Source organism: Rhodoplanes sp. Z2-YC6860 (assembly GCF_001579845.1).
Lineage (GTDB): Bacteria > Pseudomonadota > Alphaproteobacteria > Rhizobiales > Xanthobacteraceae > Z2-YC6860.
Window position 1 is genome coordinate 1844374 of sequence record NZ_CP007440.1, and the last position, 23168, is coordinate 1867541.

The 23168-nt window shown below is 63.8% G+C and carries 22 protein-coding genes; 11 read left to right on the top strand and 11 right to left on the bottom strand.

Features of this window, described 5'->3' with window-relative positions:
* The first annotated feature begins 83 nt into the window (after positions 1-83).
* The gene (locus RHPLAN_RS08635; RefSeq protein ID WP_442971812.1) at positions 84-575 is read left to right on the top strand and encodes a YciE/YciF ferroxidase family protein; all 492 of its coding nucleotides are present in this window, start codon (positions 84-86) and stop codon (positions 573-575) included.
* Positions 576-650: 75 nt separating this feature from the next.
* Here RHPLAN_RS08635 and RHPLAN_RS08640 read toward each other — a convergent pair whose 3' ends face one another.
* On the bottom strand, positions 651-1928 hold the full coding sequence (locus RHPLAN_RS08640) for a hypothetical protein (RefSeq protein ID WP_157100143.1): 1278 nt from the start codon (positions 1926-1928) through the stop codon (positions 651-653).
* Between the two features lie 145 nt (positions 1929-2073).
* Entirely contained in the window at positions 2074-2967 is an 894-nt protein-coding gene (locus RHPLAN_RS08645) for a glycosyltransferase family 2 protein (protein WP_068016024.1), read from the bottom strand.
* A gap of 92 nt (positions 2968-3059) precedes the next feature.
* Between RHPLAN_RS08645 and RHPLAN_RS08650 the strand changes: the two genes are divergently transcribed.
* The 3 genes from RHPLAN_RS08650 to RHPLAN_RS08660 all read left to right on the top strand — a co-directional run bounded on the left by RHPLAN_RS08650 (position 3060) and on the right by RHPLAN_RS08660 (position 4918).
* The gene (locus tag RHPLAN_RS08650) at positions 3060-3464 is read left to right on the top strand and encodes a thioesterase family protein (protein ID WP_068016026.1); all 405 of its coding nucleotides are present in this window, start codon (positions 3060-3062) and stop codon (positions 3462-3464) included.
* 106 nt (positions 3465-3570) lie between these two features.
* Positions 3571-4545 carry a Bug family tripartite tricarboxylate transporter substrate binding protein gene (locus tag RHPLAN_RS08655; protein WP_068016028.1) on the top strand — a complete coding sequence of 325 codons (975 nt, stop codon included), beginning with the start codon at positions 3571-3573 and terminating at the stop codon, positions 4543-4545.
* Between the two features lie 16 nt (positions 4546-4561).
* A complete protein-coding gene (locus tag RHPLAN_RS08660; RefSeq protein WP_198164782.1) occupies positions 4562-4918 on the top strand; it encodes a cupin domain-containing protein in 357 nt (118 codons plus the stop codon).
* Positions 4919-4929: 11 nt separating this feature from the next.
* Here the strand turns inward: RHPLAN_RS08660 and RHPLAN_RS08665 are convergent, their stop codons facing one another.
* Both RHPLAN_RS08665 and RHPLAN_RS08670 read right to left on the bottom strand, forming a co-directional pair.
* The gene (locus tag RHPLAN_RS08665; RefSeq protein WP_068016034.1) at positions 4930-6204 is read right to left on the bottom strand and encodes an MFS transporter; all 1275 of its coding nucleotides are present in this window, start codon (positions 6202-6204) and stop codon (positions 4930-4932) included.
* 76 nt (positions 6205-6280) lie between these two features.
* The gene (locus RHPLAN_RS08670) at positions 6281-7762 is read right to left on the bottom strand and encodes a 4-hydroxyphenylacetate 3-hydroxylase family protein (protein ID WP_068016037.1); all 1482 of its coding nucleotides are present in this window, start codon (positions 7760-7762) and stop codon (positions 6281-6283) included.
* 204 nt (positions 7763-7966) lie between these two features.
* On the opposite strand from RHPLAN_RS08670, the gene RHPLAN_RS38275 reads away from it, so the two are divergent.
* Entirely contained in the window at positions 7967-8665 is a 699-nt protein-coding gene (locus RHPLAN_RS38275) for a MarR family winged helix-turn-helix transcriptional regulator (protein ID WP_084244562.1), read from the top strand.
* Here RHPLAN_RS38275 and RHPLAN_RS08680 read toward each other — a convergent pair.
* Entirely contained in the window at positions 8550-9074 is a 525-nt protein-coding gene (locus RHPLAN_RS08680) for a flavin reductase family protein (RefSeq protein WP_068016045.1), read from the bottom strand. The genes RHPLAN_RS38275 and RHPLAN_RS08680 overlap by 116 nt on opposite strands.
* 263 nt (positions 9075-9337) lie before the next feature.
* On the opposite strand from RHPLAN_RS08680, the gene RHPLAN_RS08685 reads away from it, so the two are divergent.
* Positions 9338-10018, top strand: coding sequence for an NAD-dependent epimerase/dehydratase family protein (locus RHPLAN_RS08685; RefSeq protein WP_068016049.1), 681 nt, complete (start codon positions 9338-9340; stop codon positions 10016-10018).
* 39 nt (positions 10019-10057) lie between these two features.
* Here the strand turns inward: RHPLAN_RS08685 and RHPLAN_RS08690 are convergent, their stop codons facing one another.
* The 4 genes from RHPLAN_RS08690 to RHPLAN_RS08705 all read right to left on the bottom strand — a co-directional run bounded on the left by RHPLAN_RS08690 (position 10058) and on the right by RHPLAN_RS08705 (position 15956).
* Positions 10058-10525 (bottom strand): DoxX family protein, encoded by a 468-nt coding sequence (locus tag RHPLAN_RS08690; protein WP_068016052.1) that lies wholly within the window; start codon positions 10523-10525, stop codon positions 10058-10060.
* A gap of 112 nt (positions 10526-10637) precedes the next feature.
* Positions 10638-11990, bottom strand: coding sequence for a glycosyltransferase (locus tag RHPLAN_RS08695; protein ID WP_068016055.1), 1353 nt, complete (start codon positions 11988-11990; stop codon positions 10638-10640).
* Positions 11991-12115: 125 nt separating this feature from the next.
* Positions 12116-13471, bottom strand: coding sequence for a LysR family transcriptional regulator (locus tag RHPLAN_RS08700; RefSeq protein ID WP_068016059.1), 1356 nt, complete (start codon positions 13469-13471; stop codon positions 12116-12118).
* Positions 13472-13643: 172 nt separating this feature from the next.
* On the bottom strand, positions 13644-15956 hold the full coding sequence (locus RHPLAN_RS08705) for a hybrid sensor histidine kinase/response regulator (protein ID WP_237180087.1): 2313 nt from the start codon (positions 15954-15956) through the stop codon (positions 13644-13646).
* A 201-nt stretch (positions 15957-16157) separates the two neighbouring features.
* Between RHPLAN_RS08705 and RHPLAN_RS08710 the strand changes: the two genes are divergently transcribed.
* Together RHPLAN_RS08710 and RHPLAN_RS08715 are read left to right on the top strand one after the other, a co-directional pair.
* Positions 16158-16751, top strand: coding sequence for a L,D-transpeptidase (locus RHPLAN_RS08710; protein WP_068016067.1), 594 nt, complete (start codon positions 16158-16160; stop codon positions 16749-16751).
* Positions 16752-16776: 25 nt separating this feature from the next.
* Positions 16777-17829 (top strand): amino acid ABC transporter substrate-binding protein, encoded by a 1053-nt coding sequence (locus RHPLAN_RS08715; protein ID WP_068016070.1) that lies wholly within the window; start codon positions 16777-16779, stop codon positions 17827-17829.
* Between the two features lie 81 nt (positions 17830-17910).
* Here the strand turns inward: RHPLAN_RS08715 and RHPLAN_RS08720 are convergent, their stop codons facing one another.
* Positions 17911-18261, bottom strand: coding sequence for a hypothetical protein (locus tag RHPLAN_RS08720; protein ID WP_157100144.1), 351 nt, complete (start codon positions 18259-18261; stop codon positions 17911-17913).
* Positions 18262-18489: 228 nt separating this feature from the next.
* Here RHPLAN_RS08720 and RHPLAN_RS08725 point away from each other — a divergent pair, with 228 nt between their 5' ends.
* The 3 genes from RHPLAN_RS08725 to RHPLAN_RS08735 are packed head-to-tail and all read left to right on the top strand — an operon-like array spanning position 18490 to position 21871.
* Positions 18490-19785 carry an MFS transporter gene (locus tag RHPLAN_RS08725; RefSeq protein WP_068016075.1) on the top strand — a complete coding sequence of 432 codons (1296 nt, stop codon included), beginning with the start codon at positions 18490-18492 and terminating at the stop codon, positions 19783-19785.
* 5 nt (positions 19786-19790) lie between these two features.
* A complete protein-coding gene (locus RHPLAN_RS08730; protein WP_068030864.1) occupies positions 19791-20843 on the top strand; it encodes a putative zinc-binding metallopeptidase in 1053 nt (350 codons plus the stop codon).
* Positions 20840-21871: a D-alanine--D-alanine ligase family protein gene (locus tag RHPLAN_RS08735; RefSeq protein ID WP_068016077.1), complete on the top strand. Its 1032-nt coding sequence runs from the start codon at positions 20840-20842 to the stop codon at positions 21869-21871. Before RHPLAN_RS08730 ends, RHPLAN_RS08735 begins: the two co-directional genes overlap by 4 nt.
* 187 nt (positions 21872-22058) lie before the next feature.
* On the opposite strand, the gene RHPLAN_RS08740 is transcribed toward RHPLAN_RS08735, so the two are convergent.
* A complete protein-coding gene (locus RHPLAN_RS08740) occupies positions 22059-22991 on the bottom strand; it encodes an IS110 family RNA-guided transposase (protein WP_068013255.1) in 933 nt (310 codons plus the stop codon).
* Between the last annotated feature and the right edge of the window lie 177 nt (positions 22992-23168).

Consider the following 23168-nt stretch of genomic DNA (forward strand, 5'->3'; position numbering starts at 1 on the left):
ACTCGGAACGTGATCCCCGGCCTCCGGTTGTCCCGGCAATCCCATCACACACATGGAGGCGATTGATGGCCAAGGAACCCAAGATGCTCGACGCGCTGTTCCACGACACGCTGAAAGACATCTATTACGCGGAGAAGAAAATCCTGAGCGCGCTGCCGAAGATGGCCAAGGCTGCAGAAAGCGAAGATCTGCGCGCGGCCTTCGAAAAGCATCATGAGGAAACCGAGGGGCAGATTGCCCGTCTCGAGCAGGTATTCGAAGCCATCGACGCCAAACCGCAGGGAAAAAAGTGCGCCGCGATCGAGGGCATCCTCGACGAGGGTCAGGAGATCATCAAGGAATACAAGGGCTCGCCCGCGCTCGACGCCGGCATGCTCGCCGCGGCGCAGGCGGTCGAGCACTACGAGATTTCACGCTATGGCACGCTGCGGACCTGGGCGAAGGAACTCGGTCTGGAAGATGTGGTGAAGCTCCTCGAAGAGACCTTGGAGGAAGAAGAGGCCACCGATCAGGCACTCACAGAGCTGGCCGAAAGCGCGGTGAATGCGGCGGCCGAGCACGCCGAGGCGGCATAGAGGCTTCTGCCCTTGAAGGAGAACGCGCCGAACGCCCCTGCTCGATCCTCAGGAGGCGTTCGGCGACATCCTTGTTCAGTGCAAAGCAAGCTCTCGCCGTTTTTTTGGCGCGGATATTTCGAACACCGGCCGGTCGAATGCGGGCTCGTCGCCGAGAAATCGGGCCCGTTGCACAGCGCGATCCCGCTCTTCCGCGGAGATGACGCCGTCGGTGTAGAGCGCGTCGATCTGTTCGACCCGCTCAACGACGGTCAACAGCGGGTCGGGCTCGCAGAGCGTCCGTCGCGTCGCGAGCCGCCGCTCTTCGATCGCAGCCCGGATGTGGTCGCCCGTCTGATCCTGCTGCAGCACGATGCGGGGATAAGGTGTCGTGTGACGAAGCACGATCAGCCGCGGCACGATCGCCGCCGCGGCGCCGATCAGCAGGAGGATGGGACCGAAATCGGTCAGCGCGTTCTTCAAATCTTCGCCGCCCACATAATATTCGGCATGATGTCCTTCGCTGATCCAGGCGCCGCAGGCGAGCCCCGCGATCGAAAGCCAGCAGAAAATGAAAGCCGTCAGCTCGTGCTGAGGATTCTTCGATGAGAACTGCTGCGGCTCCTGCAGGTGGGCGTAGGGCAGGCTGAAGGTTTCCGCGCCGTTGAAGAGCGTGCTGCGCGAATGGGTCAGCCGGTCGGCTTCGAGCCTCACCTCGATCGTCTCGCCGAGCTTGCGCTGGCGGAACTGCTGGTCAGGCAATGGCGCAGCCTTCGGCGCGAGCAGCAGAGACATCGTGTCCGGCAGCACGAGCTTTTGCCGCTGGGCGAACTCCTGGGCGGAGAGCACGCCGGCATCCACCAGCCAGCGCAGGCGGCGCAGATAAAGCCGGATCGACATGCCCGGGGCGGGCTCGGCGGCTTTGAGCAGCGTCTCGGCGCGCGCCTGCTCGATCGCCGCGATGATGGCGTCGTGCTTCTCGTCTTCGAGCACCACGATGCTGGCGTTGGAAGCCGGCAGCGCCGTGAACGAGACGCGCCGCCATCCGGCGGTGAGCCAGACGGCCAGGAAGAAAACCGGCGTGACGGCGAGATAGAGCATCGTGGGCTGCGACCCGCCGCGCAGGACGGAGACGATGGCGAGCGCCGAGAGCACGAAGGCCACCCAGCGCAATTCACGATCAGGTTCGACAAGGGTCGAGTAGGACGTGCGCGGCGCGATGGTGTCCCACGCGACCGCGCGCTGAACCGCCGCGTCGTTCTTGCTCTCCAGCGCGTAGTTGAGATTCTTGGACGTGAAACCGAATGATGTTTTCAGCCAGCGGCGGCGTTGGGCGTACTGTTTGGCTTCAGGAGATTGGGACGTTTGCGGCATGGTCTGGCCCTCGGACATGCGAGGCGACCGTAGCCGGGCGTTCCGTTGCAAAAGGTTGCGGACGCGGACGTTTCGGCTGGAACGGTGCAGGAAGCGTAAAGACGCTGCCGCATCTTTTTCACATCGAAAACCTGGCTAAATTCGCTCAGGCCGACTTCGCCGTTCGCGCTGCCGTGGTGATCTTCACGGACTCATCGAAGGATTGTACCGACTTCATCAGGCCCAACCGGACGAGCTGCCCGCTGCCTTCGAATTTCATCGAGGCTTCGGTCGACAGATTGGTTGATTCGTCGATGGCGAGCTCGCCTCCGACACGGCCGCGGAAGTCGCTGAGGAAATCGAAGCGCAGCAGCGCGCCCATCATGTTGGCGATGACCACCGGCGTGATGTGTCCCGTGCCGCGCAGATACTGCATGCCGTTCTGCCAGCGCACCAACGGCACGCGGCTCAGCACCGGCGAGCGGTCGCCGCTCATCAGCCGGCCGCGCAGGCCGCCGTAGATCTCGAAATGCGGGCAGACGTCGGTGCGCAGCAGCTGATACGGCGCGCTGTCGAAATATCCGCAGGTGGCGGTGAGCGGCATGCCCGGACGATGCACCGCATCGCGGAGCGGGCCCGTCGCGTACATGTCGAGCGAGACGCAGGCCAGCGCCTGCGCGCCGATATGATTGAGGTAGCGGCAGAACAGCGGCAGCTCGAGCTCTTCGTAATGCGGATAGACAAGCAGCTCGCTGCTGTCGACCGTGACCGTCCAATGCCCCGCGCCATGGGCGTCCAGCAGCGTGTTGAGCCAGGCGAGGCTGTCGTCGCCGGTCGCCTTGAAGACGTGCACGTCGGACGCCGCCGTGAGGTGCTCGAGCGTGCCGTCGGTCGAGCCCAAGTCCGCGACGAAGAAGCGGCTGACGCCGATCTGACGATAATGGTCCAGCACCGACTGCAGCCGCAGCGCGTCGTTCCAGGTGACCAGAAAGGCCCTGACCTCGTCGCGGTTGTCCGGGATCGGACGCCCATCAATGCGAGTCAATTCCCCGTCAGCCATCGAAGCTCCTTGCCGCTGCGCGCGTCTTGATCCATGGAGTCTACGTGATTCGCGGCCTTTGCAGGCGCGACGGCAAACAAAAGAGGCGATCCGTGGAGCTCGAGAAACTCAAAGCCGGCCTCGAAGGCCATGCCGAGATCGTGGTCGGCGACGAGCACACCGCGCCGCGCATCGGCTCGGGGCGGGTTCGCGTGCTGGCGACGCCGGTGATGATCAACCTCATGGAGGCCGCGGCGCTCGACGCCTGCGAGAACCTCATCCCCGAGGGCCATCAGAGTCTCGGCACCCGACTCGACGTGCGCCACATCGCGGCGACGCCGGTCGGCATGCGGGTGCGCGCCACCGCGCGGCTTCTGTCGGTCGACGGCCGCACGCTGGAGTTTCACGTCGAGGCGCACGACGAGAAGGACCTGATCGGCGACGGCACGCACACGCGTCTCGTGGTCAATGTGGCGCGCTTCGATCAGCGCGTGCAGGCCAAGCTCACGCGAAGCTGAGACCAGCTGCGGCGGTGCGCCCGGTGTCCCGGGCCTGGCGGATTGGGCATAATGCGTCCGGATAAGATGCCGGATGCGCAACATCCGGCCGAGGGAGGAGAGGGCGATGATGGGCCGTACCGCGCTGGCGATTCTCTGCGCTTGCAGTTTGATGGCGTCTGCGACAGGTGACGCGCTTGCGGCATTCCCGGATCGGCCGATCCGCTTCATCCTCTCGCATCCGCCGGGCGGCAGCGCCGACGTGATCGCGCGGCTGATGCAGCCCAAGCTCGAAAAGCTGCTCGGCCAGCCGCTGATCATCGAGAACCGCGCCGGCGCCGGCGGTGTGATCGCCATGGATGCGCTGTCGAAGTCCAAGCCCGACGGCTACACCATCGGGCTCGGCGCCTCCGGCGCGCTCGCGACCTCGATCGCGCTGGGCGATCCGGTGTCCTACGACCCGGTGAAGGACTTCACGCCGATCGCCGCGGTCTCGGCGCAGCCGTTCATCCTGGCGGCGCCGGACAGCTTCGCCGGCAAGACCGTCGCCGACGTGATCGCGATGGAGAAGCGTGGCGAGCCGAAGCTCACCATGGGTCATGGCGGCGCGATCATGCATCTCACCGCGGCGCTCTTTAACTATGCGGCGAAGCTCAACATCACGCTCGTCACCTACAAGGGCACCGGGCCTGTGGTGACTGATCTTTTGGGTGCGCACATTCCGCTCGGCATCATCGACATGCCGTCCGGCGAATCCGCGCTCAACGCCGGCAAGATCAAGCCGATCGCAATCTCGTCGCTGGAGCGCTACGATGTGTTGCCGAACGTGCCGACCTTCGCGGAGTCCGGTCTCAAGGATTTCGAGGCGGTCGGCTGGCTCGGCGTGGTGGCGCCGGCAGGTCTTGCGCCGGATGTGCTCGCCACGCTGAACAAGGCGTTCGCCACGGTGCTGCGCGATCCGGAGGTGCTGGCGCGCTTCCGCTCGTTCAGCAGCCGGCCGATGACCACCGATCCCAAGGAGTTCGGCGCCTTCATCACGAGCGAGATCAGGAAGTGGACCGCAGTGGTCGAGGCGGCGAACCTGCGGCAGAAGAGTCAGTAACAGGCGGAGTTTAACCGTGCCCGTGGTTGTTCACGACGACGTATCGTTCGATCCGTTCAACGCCGGCGCGACCTATCAGACCGTGGTGGGGGACGCCGCAGGCTCGACGCCGTTCCGCCTCGGCATCCAGACCTCGTCGCCGGGCTATCGCACGCCGCTGCACTCGCATCCCTACATGGAGGCGCTCACCGTCGTCGAAGGCGAGGGCGAGGCCTGGATGGAGGGAGTCGAGGTGTTTCCGATCAAGCCGGGCATGACCTTGGTGTTTCCGGCACACGTGCGGCACTGGTTCCGCGCGCTCGGCACGCGGCCGCTCAAGACCTACGGCATCCACGCCTCGCCGCACCGCGTCGTGATCGAGCACGAGGAGTGACGCGTCGGTTCTCAGAACCGGCGCGCCAGCGGAAGCATCACGAATGAGCCGAGGGTCGTTGCGCCGACGAGCACCATGAGGCCGGCATCGAAAGAGCCGGTGCGGGCGATCAAGGCCCCCATGACGAGCGGCGAGAACGCCCCGACGATGTTTCCGATGCCGTTGAAGACGCCGACCCCGGACGCGACAGCGCGCGCCGGAAGGATTTGCAGCGACAGTGCAAACAACGGCGGCAGCGAACAGCCCCAGAAAAAGGCGCTGACGGCGATCAACATCGCTGCGGTGCGGGCATCAGGAACGGCCGAAACCGCGAACATGCACGCGCCGGCCAGGAACAATCCGCCGAAGCAGATCAGTGCGCGACGGCCGAGCTTGTCCGATAGAATGGCAGCGAGGACTTCGCCCAGGAACATCGCGAAGAACGGCAGGAAGGAGAACAGGCTGGTCTGACGCGGATCGAAGCCTCTCGCCTTGATCAGATAGGTCGGCAGCCAGCTGTTCAGACCCCAGAGGTAAACCAGCGCGGCTGAGTTGAAGATGACGAGCATCCAGAAGCGCCAGTCCCGGCAGAACAGTCCGACCTGGGACAGATAGGAGGATTGCTTGCCGGCATCGGCTTGAACGGAAACGGGCCCGCCGGGCGGCTGGTCACGGACGAACAGCAGAACCAGTGGAAGAATGACGATCAGATTCAGCACGGCCAGAAAAACGAAGGCCGAGCGCCATCCGTAGGTCGTCTCCAGGTAGATCATCAGCGGAAAGCCGATGGCCGACCCCAGCGGGCTGCCGACCATCCAGATCGAGCTGGCGCGGGCCTGCTCCCGGCGGGGAAACCAGCGCTTCACCAGCGAATTCGTGATCGAGAACTGCGGGCCTTCCGCGATCCCTAGGAAAATACGGCAGCCCAGCATCAAGGGAAACGACGAGACCGCGGCCATCACGGCCATGACCACGCCCCAGGCCGCGCTCCCCGCCGCCAGCGTGCGCCGCAGGCCGTAGACGTCGCCGATAAAACTCAAGAGCAAGCCCGAACAGCCGTAAGCGAACACGAACGCGGTCATCAGCAGACCGAGCAGAGTCGGATTGAAGCCGGTCCCCATCGCATTCTGGAAGTCGGTGTTGGTGAACAGCACGGCCACGCTGATGCGATCGAAGAACGCCGACAGCACCGCGAGGAACAGGACGAAAGCGATCGCCCAACGGAGCCGCGTTGCCGGCCGCTCCGTTTCATCCGAAGCCGCTGGGGCGGTAGCCGGTGCGTTTGCTGCCAGATCTTGTGTGGCCATGTGCTCTCTCCATCGAAGATGGACGCGAGACAGGAGCCGCCGCCTGCTCTTGTCTCGCGCGCCGGTCCGGGTTGCGTCAGTCGGTCGGAAGCGCGAGCGCGGTATCGACCAGCGCGCTGGCGCGGGCGAAGTCGTACGAGCGGTACATGTTGGTTTTCACCAGATACGAGGCGCCGCCGTAGAACTTTTCATATTGCTGGTGACGGTTCGCGAATTCCGTCCCGATGAAGTCCCAGGCGAGCCGCATCAGGCGGACGCGATCGCGGGCGTTCATCTTTCCGGACACGAAGTAGCGGTTGATGATCGGCGCCGCCTCCGGATTTTCGAAGTCCTTCTTGGACGACGGCAGCGTGATCATGCCCGCGCCCGTCAGCTCGCGCACGATATCGATCATGTGCGGGTTGATCTGCGATTGCAGCGCCATGACGGCGTAAAGCGCCGCCCTCGAGGGCCACATGATGCCATCTTCGTCGACCGGCCCGATCGCCTCGTGCGAGTACAGCATGTTCTCGACGAGCGACGCATAGGCGGCGAGCTCGCCCATCTCGACCTGCACGGGAGGAGCCGCATCGTTGCCGGTGGCCTCGTTCATGCGCTTGGCGAGACCCAGCAGGAACCGCAGCTTGGTGGCGAAGCGGGACTGCGCCTGGTGATTGCCGTACAAATGCGACGGCGTCTGCCACCACTGGCCGAAGCACAGTTCGGGATTGCGGTAGATGAACACGTGCTCCCACGGCACATGAACGTCATCGAGCACGACGAAGCAGTCGGTCTCGTCGAAGCGGCTGGTCAGCGGATAGTCTTCGGCGTTGGTCGCCAGCATCGGGAAAGCGCGGCGTGAAAAAAGCTTCAGCCCCGGCGCGTCGATCGGGATCACGCAACTGATGGCGTAGGCCTCATCGCCGGCGCGCAACGGCGTGATGCAGCTGATCTGAACATAATCCGCGAAGACGGCGCCGGTCGCGAGCTGCTGTCCGCCTTTGACGACGATGCCGGAGTCGGTCTCCTTGACCACGCCCGCATACAGCGTCGGATCGCTCTGTTGGTGGGCGGGTTTGCTGCGGTCGATCTGCGGCGGCACGATCGCGTACACGACGTATTTGTGATTGTCGCGGATGTGCTTGTAGAAATTCACCACGTTCTCGGCATAACCGGCGCCGCCGCGCGCGAAGAATTGCGGCTTGGCCGCGAAGCCTGCGAAGAAATTCGAGACGTGATCGGGTGTGCGGCCCATGAGCCCGTAGGTCTGCTCGGCCCAGCCCTCCGCCGCGATGCGCTTGGCGCGAAGATCGGCATGGGTGTGCGGGATCTGGAAGCACCGCCACACCGGGCCGCCGGTGTCGGGCGACGTGTAGGTCATCCGCTCGCGGTTCTCCGGCGCGGCGGCATAGTCGAACAGCCGCGCATAGGTGCGCGCGCTGCCGGCGAAAGCCGGATGCGACGTCGGATCGCTGACGCGTTCGCCATCGACGAAGATGGTTCGCTTGCTGCGCTTCAGATCGGCCAGGAAACTTTCCCCGCTGCGCAGGGGCGTCGCTTTCGTTGCCGCGGTGCTCATGGCGTTTCTCCCTTTGAGCTGACTGCACTGAACTTGTGTCGGTCGGATCAGATAATTACGTAATTTACGTACAAGATGTACCTATATGATGAACGTGTCAACGGGATAGAACTGTGGTAATTTCAGCAGGGTGCGCTGCAAAAATCGGCAGTGGCGGGTGTTGCGGCGCGGCCGCGTGTGCGCTTCAAAAGGAAGAAAGCACCAATGAATTCGAAGGTTTACCGGCCCCCTTCATCGATCAGCCGCAAGGAATTCGTCGTGGACGGTTCTGACGCCGCCTTTCGACGAAGCATTTATGCGCTGGTGCACTCCGTGAGCCGGCTGCTGTTATGCCGCGATGCCTTCGGGCGCGAACTCGACCTCACTCCGAGCCAGTTTGCGGTGCTCATGGGCGTCGCGCACGGCCAGGGCGAAGACGGCATCACGATCCGCGAACTCGCCGAGGACGTCGGGCTGGCGCGAACTCATGTCACGACGGAAGTCGGCCGCCTCGAGGGCGAAGGCCTGTTGACCAAAAATCCGAGCACCATCGACCGGCGGAGCGTTCACGTGACACTGACGCCGAAGGCGGAGGCCGAAATCGCGCGGGTGACGCCGTTCGTCCGGCTGGTGAACGATGCCCTGTTTCGCGACATCGATTCGAAGTCGCTTGACGTCGCCCAGCGCGTGGCGCGGCAGCTCATTCTGAATTCGGAAATGGCGTTCGCCGAAATCCGCCGTCACAATCTTCAATCCGCAACGGCTGACGAGCAGTCCCTTGGACAGGGGCGCCAGGAGCGCACCGCGTCTACCAGCCGTGCAGCCAGGGATCGCTCTCGGGCGGCGCCGCGATCGAACGATCAGCGTGCAGCTGCCGGTAACGGCCGCCGTGAAAAACCAGCGGATGGGCGTCGTTCTCGGTGAAGGCGGTGACACGGCCGACGATGATCTCGTGATCGCCACCCTCGTGACGCGCATAAGTCTCGCACTCGAACGTGCATAGTCCGCCGCGCAGAAGCGGCACGCCGTGGGCATTGCGTTGCGGAGCGAGGCCGGTCCACTTCTCGGCGCCGCCCTTCGCAAAGCGATTGGACAGTTCGGTCTCGTGCTCGGCGAGAATGGTCACGCCGAAATGCGTCGCCTTCTGCCAGAGCGCGAAAGTCTGCGCATTGTTGGCCAGGCTGAACAGGACCAGCGGCGGCGCGAGCGATACCGAGTTGAACGAGCTCACGGTCGAACCAAGCAACGTGTCGTCGACGTTGGCGGTCACGACCGCAACCCCGGTCGCGAACTTGCCCAAGGCATTGCGAAATTGGCGGTCGGTGAAGCTCATTCTTTCCTCCTGGTAGTCCGCTGGCCGAAGCGAGGTATCATCAAACAGGTCCGGACGAAAAGATACAGTTTTTATGTACAAAATGTATATACTTTGTCAACCGGTCCGGCGATGACATGACGCGAACGCGGTCTGGAGGCCCGCCGGCTCTTGTGGCACTCAACCGACGTGTCTGCTGGAGTCTCGCAGGTCAGCTTTTGATCCATAGATGAAAGCGAAGCGGCAGGCGATATGGCGCTGCAACGTCCTCGATAAGGGCAAAAATGACATTCCGCGTCTTGATTATCGGTGGCACGGGACAGGTCGGAGACGCGGTCGTGCGTGCGCTGGTAGCAGAACCGTCCTGTGCTGAAGTCGTGATGGTCAATCGCCGGACGGTTCCTTCGAACGCCAATTCTTGCGTGCGACAGGTGATCTTGGATACGGCAGATGCCCAGTTTTCAACCGAAGTGGCCAAGGTTGCGCTGAGCCTGGTCGCGCAAGGCGATCCCGTCTACGGGGCATCCTGCGTTGGCGTCGGCCAAGGCAGCATGAAGTGGGAGGAGCTGAAGGCTCTCGAAATCGGCGTCGTCGGAGGTTTTGCCCGCGGCTGTCACGCCGGCGGCGTCCGGCGATTTTCCCTGCTCTCCGCAGTGGGGAGTAGTGCCGGCAGCAGGATCCGTTATGTGCGGGTCATGGGAATGAAAGAAGAAGCGGTCTCTGGGATCGGATTCCAACGCCTCGCGATTTTTCGTCCGGGAATTATCGCAGGCAATGCTCACACTCCGGCCTATGTGGCCTGGCTGGGCCGGCTTGTTCCCGGACGTTTTGGCGCGATCGAGCAGGACGATATCGGGCGCGCCTTTGCCGCTGAATTCATGAACAGCGGCGCCCCGAACGGGACGTTCTATCTCGAAAATGATGCGATGAGGCAGATGTCTCGCGCCTTGAGCAACCGCGTCTGATCTTGCGGCTGCGTTGCAGGCGACGTCCTTTTGCGCCGGTCAGCGCCGCGCTCGCAACCAATGGTCGAGGCTGAGACGCCCTGCGGCTCTGACAAACAAGACAATGATGCCGCCCATGATCGAGACGTTCTTCCAGAAGTGAATTTCCTGGTTGACGCGTTGCGCCGCGGGCGAACTCCAATAGGCGTGGGAACTGAACGCAGCGACGATCGTGAAGATCAGCATGACGATCGTGGTGTATCGCGTCGCGAAACCCAGAATCAGAAAGAGCCCTCCGAAAAATTCGCTCGGGACGGAGATGTAGGCCATCCATTCCGGCAGCCCTTTCGGCGGAAAGGTTTTGCCAACTCCGGCAATATTGAAAATCTTGCCCCAGCCGGACTGGAAAAAGATCCAGCCGATCAACACCCGCCCGACCAGCAGCAGGAAGTCCTGCCAGAGCACGGCCACGCCGTCCGCATAAGACAAAAGGCGATGCGAAGAAGGCGCGCTATCCTGCGAGGTCATCGTTCGTCGATCCTGTGTGCGCCGCCCGCGGGGGTCATGTCACAAGATGGACGCGCGCTGTGTCACGATTGAGTGACCATCATCGCGATACCGTCACGGTTGTTCGCAGCACTTAACGTGGCGCGACCGTGGCGACAGTGCGCTCCAACATTCCGCGCACGCATCGGGCGGTGTCCGACCATCGGGTCGCCCGATATTTTGCGCGGATCGCGTCCTCTCTTTGCGTCAGCGACTCCGGGCGGTCGATATAGCTGGCGAGTTTGCCGGCCAGCATCTCCGGATCGTGAGCGTCGATGACGTCAACCAGATCGGGCGCGATTTCGGCGAGCCCGCCGCAGGTTGTCGCGAGACAGACCTTGCCGCGCGCCAAGGCCTCCGCCACAGGCAGGCCGTAACCCTCGCCGAGGCTCGGGTAAACAGTGAGCCAGGCATGGCGATACAGCACCTCGAGATCACCGTCGCTGACGCCGGTGAGCCGCATCACCCGATGACCGAAGCTCTGCGGCTGCGCCAGCAACTGCGCCGTCGCGGCATCGGGCGCGCCATCGCCGGCCAGCAGCAACCATGGGGTTCGCTCGCCGAACCGCGACCACAGCCGCTGCCACGCAAGCAGCAGCAGGCGATGATTTTTGCGCGGGATGAGGGTCGAAACGAACAGCGCATAGGTCCGCTTCACCAAGTCATGGATATCCTCGCGTTCAGAGACCGTGGCGGCGGCGATACCCGTGTCGGGCACATCGGCCAGCCGGCACACGGATGTCGCGCCTCGCACGGCCCAGCCCGCATGAGCACGCAACTCCTGGAGCGTGTTTTCGGAATTGCAGACGACGGCGCTGCAGAGCGGCAGGAAGCCTTCAATGCCGCGGCGGAACTGCTCGCTATGATACGGCGCCGTCCACCGCGGATGCGACAACAGCATCACGTCGTGGACGAACGCCGCGACGATTGCTCCCCCTGACCGCGCCATCGCCGCCATCTGTGGCGCATAGCCGCCGAGCCAGAACGAACCCGGTGCGAACAGACAATCACCCGGACTGAATTGAGCCGGCTTGAGTTGCAGGCCGGCGCGACGCGCCCAACCCAGGAAAAGCGTCACGCCGTTCAATCGGGGGAACATCGCAAAGCGCAGCGGCCGCGGCAGCGAACTGATCATTCCTTTCCTCAGTCCGGAGCGCAACGACTGCGCCTGCCATACGCTGTTCTCGTAGTGACGCTTCAGCGCCGGGAAGAACGCGGACAGGGTGCTGCCGAATGCCTCCGGCCCGGCCCAGAGGGGCCGCCGCCAAACCGGGTCCCAGAGCAGAAGCCGCACCTCGGCAAAGCTCTCGCCTCGTTCGCGGATCAGGGCGTCAGCAAGCCCCAGGATCACGCGGCTGATTCCGATCGGATGGTTGACCAGGTTGAATTGACCAAACAGCTCATTGATGTCGATCCAGAGCACACCCGGTTTGGTCGTTGGCGGCATCGGTCGGAATGGCGTTGCGGGTGACGGGATCTCGATCACACGATCAGCACGATGCAGGTGGAGATGGTCAAGGCCATTCACGGCACGGACCAAGCCGCCGTCAAGCGCAGCGCAGACAGCGCCTGCTAAGTGCCGGTATCCGACAAGGGGACGCTGTCGTCGGATAGCGGACGCAGCATCATGATGGCAGCCGTGCTGGCGATGGTTGAGGCAATGTCGACATCGTGCGGCGTCGCTTTGCGCGGATTCTTGAAATAGAGCGAAAAGGCGCCGAGGACACGTCCATCCGTGGCCGTGATTGGAAACGACCAGCAGGCCCGATAATCAAACTCCCTGGCCAATCCAAGCCAGGGCTTCCAGCCTGGCTCCTCGAGCACATCGGGCGTGAGAACGGGGTGTCGCATCGCCGCGGCCAAGCCGCAGGCCAACGATGTTGGGCCGATCGGGAAGTTGTCGACCTGTATGGCATAGGCCTCAGGCATTCCAATGATGTGGTGCAGCCCGGCATCGTCGGCGTTGTAAAACGCCGCCCTGGTGTCCCCTCCGAGGTGCTCAACCGCGGTGCGGACCAGTATGCCGAGCGAGTCGGCCAGTGTCGGGTTCGGAGCCGACGGAGGCCGCGCTGGTTTCGCGGAGCCTCCTCGTGCGCTGCGCTCGATGCACGACACGAGTTTCGCGATGATTTCGCCATCGAACTCGCGGGACGCGCGGACACAAACATGGATGGGCGAGAGCTTCGGCAGGAACGTGTCGCGGCACACTTTCAGATCCGGCGGAACGTCCCGCGCCACCAGAGCGAAATAGCCGAGCTTGGCGTGGATCGCTTCCATCACGGAATTCAAATCGCTGGCCACGACCTTGACGGCATAACCGATATTCGCGCGGTCAAAAGCCGTCCGTGCAACCTCGTCGCCGACCGAGCCGGGGCAGCTCAGCCACGGCACCTTCGCGCCGGCAGGTATCGCAAGGTCGGGAGCGGACACCCACTCCATAGGCTCCGTCCACGACTTCACCGCATCTGGCACGGGATGAGTCGCCAGCTGGACGATCACATCAAGATGACCCGCGTCGTAGCGCTTTTCGATATTCTCTGAACGATCGAAACAGAATTGGACGTCGGACAAGCCCTCGTCACGGCAGCAGGACACCAGCTCTCTCAACAAGCTGCTGCCATACATGGAAGACAGACCCAGGCGGGGGCCGCGGCCGTCCGTTGCGAGGATCTGGTCATTGATTGCGATCAGTCTGCGAGCCTGCTCACTGACCGTCTGACCGCGTTCGGTCAACGTGATGTGGGCCACGCCCTTCACGAACAGATTGTCGCCCAGGATGGACTCGAGCCGCTTCACCTGAGCGCTGATGGCCGATTGCGTGAGGCCGAGCGCCGCCGCAGCCTTGGTGAAGCTTCCCGTTTCCAGGATTGTCACGAAGGCGCGCAGCGCCTCGATGGGCAGATTTAGCGCTTCATGCCGCCGCTGCATCGGTAGCCCATCTTTCCAGATGGAACTTTATACGATCGCCCCGCTTTGGCTTTTTTTAATCGCTTATCAAAATCATTTATTGTCGATATTGATGGATCACAAAATTTATATGTAATGATGCGAACAGAACGCAAACGGCGTTGCGCCGAACAGTGGGCGACAGGGCAGTGGCTCAGCCGGCTTTCGCGGCCTGAAGCAGCTCCCGCACCTTTGTTGCCAGCGTCTCGACCGCGTAGGGCTTGATGATCACGTGCACGTCGGGGTCCAGCACGCCGTGATGCACGATGGCATTGCGCGTGTAGCCGGTGGTGAACAGCACGGGGAGGCCGGGCCGGCGCGCCTTGACCTCACCCGCGAGCACCCGCCCGTTCATCCCGGGCATCACCACGTCGGTGATCATCAGCGCGATGTCCGGGCGGGCGTCGATCTGGCCGAGTGCCTGGATGCCGTTTTCGGCTTCGATCGTCGTGTAGCCGAGCTCGGCCAGCATTTCGATCACGACCTTGCGCACTTCGGCGTCGTCCTCGACCACCAGGAGAGTTTCGTTATTGCCGACGACCGCGGCATCGCCGCCGCGCACCGTCCGCCGCTGCGCGAGGTCGGCATCGCCGAAATGGCGCGGTAGGTAGAGCTTCACCGTGGTGCCCTGGCCGGGTTCGCTGTAGATCGCGATGTGCCCTCCTGACTGCTTGATGAAGCCGTGAACCTGGCTGAGCCCGAGGCCCGTGCCCTGGCCGGCCGGCTTGGTGGTGAAGAACGGATCGATGGCCCGCGCGATGACGTCGGCGGTCATGCCCGAGCCGGTGTCGGCGACCGCGACCATCACATATTGGCCGGCGCTGACGTCGGGGCGGGTCGCCGCATAAGCGTCGTCGAGCGCTGCGTTTGCGGTCTCGATGGTGAGCTTGCCGCCGCCGGGCATGGCGTCGCGGGCATTGACCGCGAGATTGATGATTGCGTTTTCGAGGCCCGAATTGTCCGCGAAGCAGCGCCACAGCCCGCCCGCCAGCACGGTCTCGATGTGGATGCTTTCCGGGATCGTGCGGCGCAGGATCTCGCCCATGCCGGCAATCAGCTTGTTGCCGTCCATCACCTCCGGCGCGAGCGGCTGCTGCCGGGAGAACGCCAGTAGCCGCGACGTCAGATTGGCAGCGCGCTCGGCGCCGTCGATCGCGGCGTTGACGAATTTGTCGACGTCGGTGTCGCCGCGCTGCAGCCGCCGCTGCAACAGGCGAAGCGCGCCGAGCACCACCGACAACATGTTGTTGAAGTCGTGGGCGATGCCGCCGGTGAGCTGGCCGATCGCCTCGATCTTCTGCATCTGCACGAGCTGCGCCTCGGTCTCCATGCGCCGTTTGACTTCGGCGGTGAGCTTGGTGTTGCTCTGCGACAGCTCAAAGGTGCGCTCGGCGACCTGGGTCTCCAGGCTCGAGGTGAGGCTCCGCAGCGTCATCGAGGTGCGCGCCAGGATGTCGCCGATGACGTTGAACTCCTTGACGTTGGATTGCAGCGGCTCGATCACGGCGCCGCGACCGAGCGCGCTTGCCGCGCTGGAGAGTTCGCCGATCGACAGATCGAGCGAGCGGGCGACCAGAAAGGCCAGGAAGAACGACAGCGCCGCGAGCACGATGGCGATGATCAGGAGCTGCGTCAGCGTCTCCCACAAAGGAGTCGCAAGCATGCTCACCGGCAGTCCGACGGCGACGGCCCATTGGCTCTTCGGCGCGTATTGCACTGTCGTGATCAGCGGAATGCCTTCGAGCGACGTGTTGCGCAGCACCCCGGTGCCGCCGCTTTTCATGTGCTCGATCAGCCTGGGCACCAGCGGCTTGCCCGCATACTGCTCGTTGCCATGCGAGCGCGCCATGTGGACGCCGTTGCGGTCGACGATGGAGATGATCCAGTCGTCGGGCACGCCGGGCTCCTGCATCACCGGCGCGAAGTCCTTGGCGTACAGCGTGGCGGAGAGCGCATAGCGCACCGCGCCATCGACGATGACCGGCACGCCGATCGCGGCCAGCAGGCGGTTGCTGGATTTGCCTTGGAACACTTCCGTGATGACGGTTCGGCGTTCGGAAAACACCTTGGCCAGCAAATTCGGAAAGTTGGTGCCGAGCGGCGTGCCTTCCGGCACGAGCGTGTTCATGAGCTGGCGGCCGCCCGATCCGACAAGCACGAAATCGCGGCCGGTGTCCGCCGCCGTGCGTCGCGCCCGCTTCTCGAAGTCCGCAAGGTTACCGGTTTGCAGGAATGCGGAGCCCGACAGCGCCAGCACCGCAGCCTCGGCGGTGGCGAATTGGCTGTCGATGCCGCGCGCGATCGCCCGCGTGCTGTCGACCAGCCCCCGCTCGGCGCGTGCCCGTTCGTTGTCGGCAAAGCGTTTGAGCAGCAAGCCCGAAAAAACGACCGCCGGCAGCACGCCAGCAATGGCGATCAGGAACAGGATGGTCCGGAACGAAAAGGCCGGACTGCGGAATGCTGCCATCGGGTCGGAAATTTCGTTCCGGGATTCGCGATTGATCGGAAGGATACCAAGCAGGCCGCGGTTTTGAAAACGAAACCGGCCTGATTCCATGGGCCGTTGGCCCACTTGCCGAAGCAGCAAACTCCGTGTTTATGGTTGGCAGGGCAGGGGTTGCATTGCGTCCGGCTTACGCTTCCGGACTGTCGGCGAGGGAAATCAGCCATGACACTGCTTCGGCTCCTTTTGGGCATCAAATTTGCGCTTCTTTTTGTGCTTGCGTCGCCACAGGCCTTCGCTCAGGGCCGCGATGGTGGCGATCAGCCGGGCTACGTCCCCAATTCGGCAGACGAGCAGCTCGATCCGAAATGGCAGAAGACAGTGGTGTTCTATCGCACCACGGAAGCGCCGGGCACGATCATCGTCCAGACCAGCGAGCGGTATCTGTATGTGGTGCAGCCCGGTGGCCGCGCCCTGCGCTACGGGATCGGCGTCGGCCGTGACGGCTTCCAGTGGCAGGGGCTCTTGAAGATCACCCGCAAGCAGGAATGGCCGGATTGGACGCCGCCAGAAGAGATGATCCAGCGCCAGCCCTATCTGCCGCGCTGGATGGCCGGCGGTCCGGGCAATCCGCTCGGCGCCCGCGCGCTCTATCTGGGCACCACGGTCTACCGCATTCACGGCACCAACCAGCCGCAGACCATCGGCACCCAAGTGTCGTCCGGCTGCTTCCGTTTGACCAATCCGGACGTGACCGATCTGTTCGAGCGCATTCCGGTCGGCACCAAGGTCGTGGTCCGGCAGCGTCCGGAAGTCTGATCGTCGTTCTGCGGGGGAGGGGCCTATGGCCAGATTCATCGGGCGTAATTTCACGACCGGTCTTCTGATCGGCATTATCATCGCCATCGGTGTCGGGATCGCGGCCTATGCCTACGAGCGCTACGACACCAAGACGCTGAACCGCACGGTGCGGCGCGACGCGGTCTATTGCGGCGTCAACACCGGGCTGCCGGGCTTCTCGGCGCAGGACGACAAGGGCAACTGGACCGGCTTCGACGTCGACTTCTGCCGCGCCATTGCGGCGGCGATCTTCGACGACCCGAAGAAGGTGAAGTTCGTGCCGCTCGACGCCAAGGAGCGGTTCGAGGAGCTCGGCAAGCGCAAGATCGACGTGCTGGCGCGCAACTCGAGCTGGACCATGTCGCGCGAGACCGAATACTACCTGCAGTTCGCCGGTGTCTCGTATTACGACGGCCAGGGCTTCATGACGCCGCGCTCGGGCAACAAGCAGTCGGCGCTGGAGCTCGACGGCAGCAAGGTCTGCGTGCAGGACGAGACCACCACGAAGCTCAACCTCGCCGATTACTTCCGCGCCAACAACATGAAGTACGAGGAGAAGAAGTTCGGCAACATCGACGACATGTTCAAGGCTTATGCGACGGGCCAGTGCGATGTGCTGACCTCCGATGTGTCGCAGCTCTACGCGCTGCGGCTCAAGCTCGAAAAGCCCAACGAGCATGACATCCTGGCCGACGTGATCTCCAAGGAGCCGCTCGCTCCGGTGGTTCGCCAGAAGGACGACGACTGGTACCTCCTGGTGAAGTGGACGCTGTTCGCGCTGATCAACGCCGAAGAGCTGGGTATCAACTCCAAGAACATCGACGAGGCGATGAAGTCGAAGAAGCCGGACGTGATGCGCTTCGTCGGCGCCGAAGGCGACTATGGCGAATGGCTCGGCCTCGAAAAGAACTGGGCGGCCCGCATCATCCGCCACGTCGGCAATTACGGCGAGATCTATGAGCGCAACGTCGGCTCGGGCTCCAAGCTTGGCATTCCGCGCGGCCTGAACCAGCTTTGGAGCAACGGCGGCATCCTCTACGCACCGCCGATCCGCTGACGCCTGCGCGGGGCATTTGACGCAAAATGAAAGGGCGGCCGCAGGGCCGCCCTTTTCATTTCAAACTCACGCCAGTCCAGATCAGCCGACGCAACGTCCCGCGATATGCGCCATCGAAGGCACGGTCACCGGGCTGAACGACGACTCGCAGCCGTCCATGAGCGTGCGCTTGTCGCTCTGCTCGCGGATCGGGCGGGCCGGGTTCTTGACGGTCTCGACCGGCACCTTGCGGGCGATGCTTCGCGGCGCTGCGAACAAGTCGCCCTTTGCGGCCCGGTTGACCTGCTGGCTCGGTATCGGGCTTGGCGACACGGCGCTGATGGCCTGGGCCAGTGGGAAGGCCAGCACCAGGGCGGCCGCGATTGCGGCGCACAAGAACTTGACGTTCGACTTTCGACTTAACCGGCTGGGGGCCAGAACACTCAGGGCCATGCGATCCTCCGACCACGTCGCCTGGCCCGGATCCCCGTTCCAGGCAGGATTTCAGACCCCCGCCCCATATCGCGGTATCAACGTCCGCCGAAAAGAGCCGTTCCGGACTCACACGGAAATTTTACGGGTCCCATTTGGGAACGCCGTTTGCCCAGGATTTGCTCGACCGAGCCAGGGTTTTGCTATGGTTCCGGGCACGACTCGTCCCAGCCGGATGTCTCCTCCGAAATGCCTTTGCTCCGCCACCCTTCGGCCCATTCCTGGGGCGCGCTCGCCCCGTTCCGGGTCCGCAGCTACCGTTACCAATGGCCCGCGGACCTTGTGACGTCCTGGGCGTTCGAAATGGAGACACTCATCCTCGGTTGGTACATGCTGGTCGAGACCAACTCCGTGGTGATGCTCACGATCTTCGGCGCGCTGCTCTATGTCGGCACGCTGATCGCGCCGCTGATCGGCGTCTTGAGCGATCGCGTCGGCCATCGCGTGATGCTGACCGGGATGCGATCGGCTTACGCGCTGGTCGCGGGCACGCTGACGACGCTCGCCTTCACCGGCACGCTCAGGCCCGCGATCGTGCTGGTGCTGGCCTTTTTCACCGGACTTCTTCGACCATCCGACATGGGGCTGCGCGGCGCGATGATCGCCGACACCATGCCGCCCGGCACGCTTACGGCCGCGATGGGCATTTCCCGCACCACCACCGACACCGCGCGCATCTTCGGCGCGCTGACCGGCGCAGGACTGTTTGCGGCGATCGGCATCGGGCCGAGTTATATCGCCATCACCGCGATCTACGTGGTCGGCGCGATCCTGACCTGGAATGCTGTGGTGCCCGACGCGGCACGGGAGGTGCATCAGTCGAAGGACCCCGGGCCAGAGCTCTCGCCATGGCGCGAGCTCTGGGAGGGCATGGTGCTGGTCTGGAACACGCCCAGGCTGCTCGCCATCGTGTGGTACGCGTTCCTGTTCAACTTCGCGGTGTTCCCGCTGACCAACGGCCTCATGCCTTATGCCGCCAAGGACATATTCCTCACCGACCAGAAGGGCCTCGGCTATCTGGTGGCGAGCGTCGCGCTCGGCGCTTTCATCGGCTCGCTCGGCATGACGCGCTCCGGCATGCGGACCGAGCTCGCCCAGATCATGATCGTCGCCGCGGTGATCTGGCACATTCTGGTGCTGGTCTTCGCGCAGACGCACACGCTCGAAGCCGGCGCCGCCATGCTGGTGCTGTGCGGCTTCGCGCAAAGCCTCACGATGGTGAGCCACACCGTGATCCTGCTCAGCGCTTCGGATCACCGCTACCGCGGCCGCATCATGGGCGTGCGGATGCTGGCGATCTACAGCTTGCCGCTCGGCCTGCTCGTCGCCGGCGGCCTGATCAATCTCATCGGCTACCGTGCCACGGCTTCGTGCTATGCGATCGTGGGACTTGCCTTCACGGTGCTGATCGCGGTGCGCTGGCGCGCGTCGCTGTGGCAGGCGCGCACCTTCGCCGAGGCGCCGGCGGCCGGCGTGGGGGGCTGACGCTCGTGCCGGATCGCAAGAAGCTCAAGACGCAAGGGAAGCGCAAACGCTGGGCCGGCTGGTCCGACGACAAGCTGCTTCAGCTTCGCTTCAAGGATCTCAAGCTCTCAATGCGCGGCAGCTGGCTCGCCGACTGCATGCGCGAGCTCAACCGCGAGCTTGCCGGTCACGGCATTCCGGTGCGGCCGCACGCGTGGCTGTCGACCGAATGGTTCAGTCCCGAACACACGCCGGGCATCGCCATTCCGTTCTATCTCGCGCATCCGCGCCTGATGCGGCTCGAGCGCAAGATGATCATCGATGTCGAAGGCGGCACGCATGCGGAATGCATGCGCATCCTGCGTCACGAGATGGGTCACGTGATGCAGCATTCCTATGCACTTCATCGTGATCGGCGCTGGCAGCGGCTGTTCGGACGGTCCTCAACGAGGTATCCAAATTATTACCGTCCCGATCCCGCGAGCAGGAATTTTGTTCAACATTTGCGGCTATGGTACGCGCAAAGCCATCCCGACGAGGACTTTGCCGAGACCTTCGCCGTATGGCTGACACCGCGATCGAACTGGCGCAAACGTTACGAAGGCTGGCCGGCCTTGAAGAAGCTGCAATACGTCGACGAACTGATGGCGGAGATCGCCGAGCGCAGGCCGGTGGTGACGCGGCGCACCGAGCTCGAGCCGTTGCGTTCGGTGCGCATGACGCTCGGCGAACACTACCGCGAGAAGCTTGAGCACTATTCGGTCGACACGCCGCGTGCCTACGACCGCGACCTGATGCGCATTTTTTCCAACAGCCCGAAGCATCGCAATTCGCCGCCGGCTGCGACCTTCATCCGCCACCATCGTGCGGAATTCCGCCGGCTGATCTCGAAATGGACCGGCGAATATCAGCTCACGCTGGACACCGTGCTCGATGAGATGATCGAGCGTTGCCGTGAGCTCAAGCTCCGCGCTGTCGGCTCCGACCGGCAGCTGCGCACCGACTTCATGGTGCTGCTCACCGCCAAGACCGTGCATTCGCTCTACAGCCCGCAGCGACGACAGTGGATCGCGCTATGAAGAGCTGTCGCGTCCTCCTGCTCACCCATCCGGACCTGGTGCCGCCGGAATCGCTCAAGGGATTCAGCGAGGCCGAGGTCAACGTCTGGAAGACCGAATACGACGTGGTCTCGACGCTTCGCGGCGCGGGTCACGAGGTGATGCCGCTTGGCGTCGATAGCGAGCTCCGCCCGATCCGCGACGCGATCGAGAGCTTCAAGCCGAATGTGGTGTTCAATCTTCTCGAGGAATTTCACGGCGAGGCCGTCTACGACCACAGCGTGGTGAGCTATCTCGAACTGACCCGCGTGCCCTACACCGGCTGCAATCCGCGCGGCCTGGTGCTGGCGCGCGGCAAGGACCTCGCCAAGAAGCTCGTGCACTATCATCGCGTGCCGACACCGGCTTTCGCGGTGTTTCCGATGGGCCGCAAGGTCAAGCGGCCGCCGCGGCTCAGCCTGCCGCTGATCGTGAAAAGCCTCAACGAAGACGCCTCGATGGGCATCGCCCAGGCTTCGGTGGTCGAGACCGACGAGGCCTTGGCCGAGCGCGTCACCTTCATCCATCAGCGGATCGGCACCGCGGCGATCGCCGAGCAGTACATCGAGGGCCGCGAGATCTACGTGGGCGTCCTTGGCAACGACCGCCGCCGCGTGCTGCCGATCTGGGAGCTGCAGTTCGGCGATCTCGCGTCGGGCACGCGGCCGATCGCGACCGAGAAGGTGAAGCACGACATCGAATACCAGGCGCGCCACGGCGTCGAGGAGGGCCCGGCCAAGGGGCTTACGCCTGCGATCGCGGCTCGCATCCAGAGCATGGTCAAGCGCATCTGCCGCACGCTCGATCTCGACGGCTATGCGCGCATCGATTTCCGGCTGGCCGCCGACGGCACGCCGTATTTCATCGAAGCCAATCCCAATCCGGAAATCGCCAAGGCCGAGGAATTCGCCCGCTCGGCCCAGCATGACGGGCTGAAATATCCGGACCTGCTCAACCGCATTCTCCAGCTCGGCATCGCCCGGGCGCGGGCCGGCGGGATGGCGGAGTAAGACGCGCTCATCTGGTGCCGAAGCAACTCGGGTAGCCCATCGCCGTCATCCTGAGGTGCGAGCGCAGCGAGCCTCGAGGGAGACGGCCCGGGACTTGGGGGCCGCATCCTTCGAGGCCCGCCCATAGCGCGTCGAAGACGCGCGTAAACGCGCTGGCGGGCGGGCGCCTCAGCGACTGTGTCTCCCGTCAAGTGTTTTGCCATTTTCTGCTGTCTCTGAGCATGGCGTTGATGATGGTGAGGAGCTTCCTGGCCACCGCGATGAGCGCGACCTTCTTTGGCTTACCGGCGGCGAGCAGTCGGGCGTAGAAGGCCTTGAGCACCGGGTTGTGGCGACTGGCCGTCAAGGCGGCAATGAACAGAGCCGAGCGAAGCGCCGTGCGACCTCCGCCGATCATGGCCTTGCCCCGCCAGCGGCCCGATTGTCTGGTGTAGGGCGCCACACCAGCCAGGCTTGCGATGCGACGGCGATCGAGGTTGCCGAGCTCAGGCGCTTCCGCGAGGAAGATGCGGGCCAGCGTGTTCTTGATTCCGGGAACCGAGATGAGCAGGTCCTCCTTCTCCCGCCAGACCGGGGCGCCACGAACCAGACCATCGATGTCCCGATCGATGCTCGGCAGTTCCTTCTCGAGAACGGCAATGTGCCGCGCCAGGCTCTTGCGAACCCGCACGTTGCTGGCGTGCTTCTCGCGCTGCCGCTCGGCCACCAGCATCTCGATGATCTGGCGCCGCCGGCCGACCAACTCGGCGAGCAGCACGGCTGTTTCTTCAGGCATCGGCCGCGGCTCAGGTTTGACCGCCTCCGCGAAGTGGGCGATCACGCCCGCATCGATCGGATCGGTCTTGGCGCGCTTGCCGATGGCCTGTGCGAAGTGCCGAACTTGAGCTGGGTTCACCACTGCAAGCGGAAGTCCAGCTCCAGCCACCGCTGCCGCAACGATCGTCTCAAAGCCGCCCGTCGCCTCCACCGCAATCAGCGAAGGCGAAAGCCCTCGCAGACGGTCCACCAGGTCTTCCAGACCCTTGCCGTTCCGCTCGACCGCAAAGGCCTCACCGCCAGGGCGCACATGAACGTCCAGACGGTCTTTCGATACATCAATGCCAACGTAGATCGTGTCCATCTTCACCCTTCCTTGCGCAACCGGGCTTCGCTTGCGGCCCTCGCGACTGTTCGGGTTCGATGGAACGGCGGACGGATGCCCGTGCTGAGGTCCGGGCTTCATAGCCCCAGGATGAGACGGTCTCCCGTCCGCCACCGCGCCGACAACTCTAGCCGACGAAGCGATTCGTGACTTACA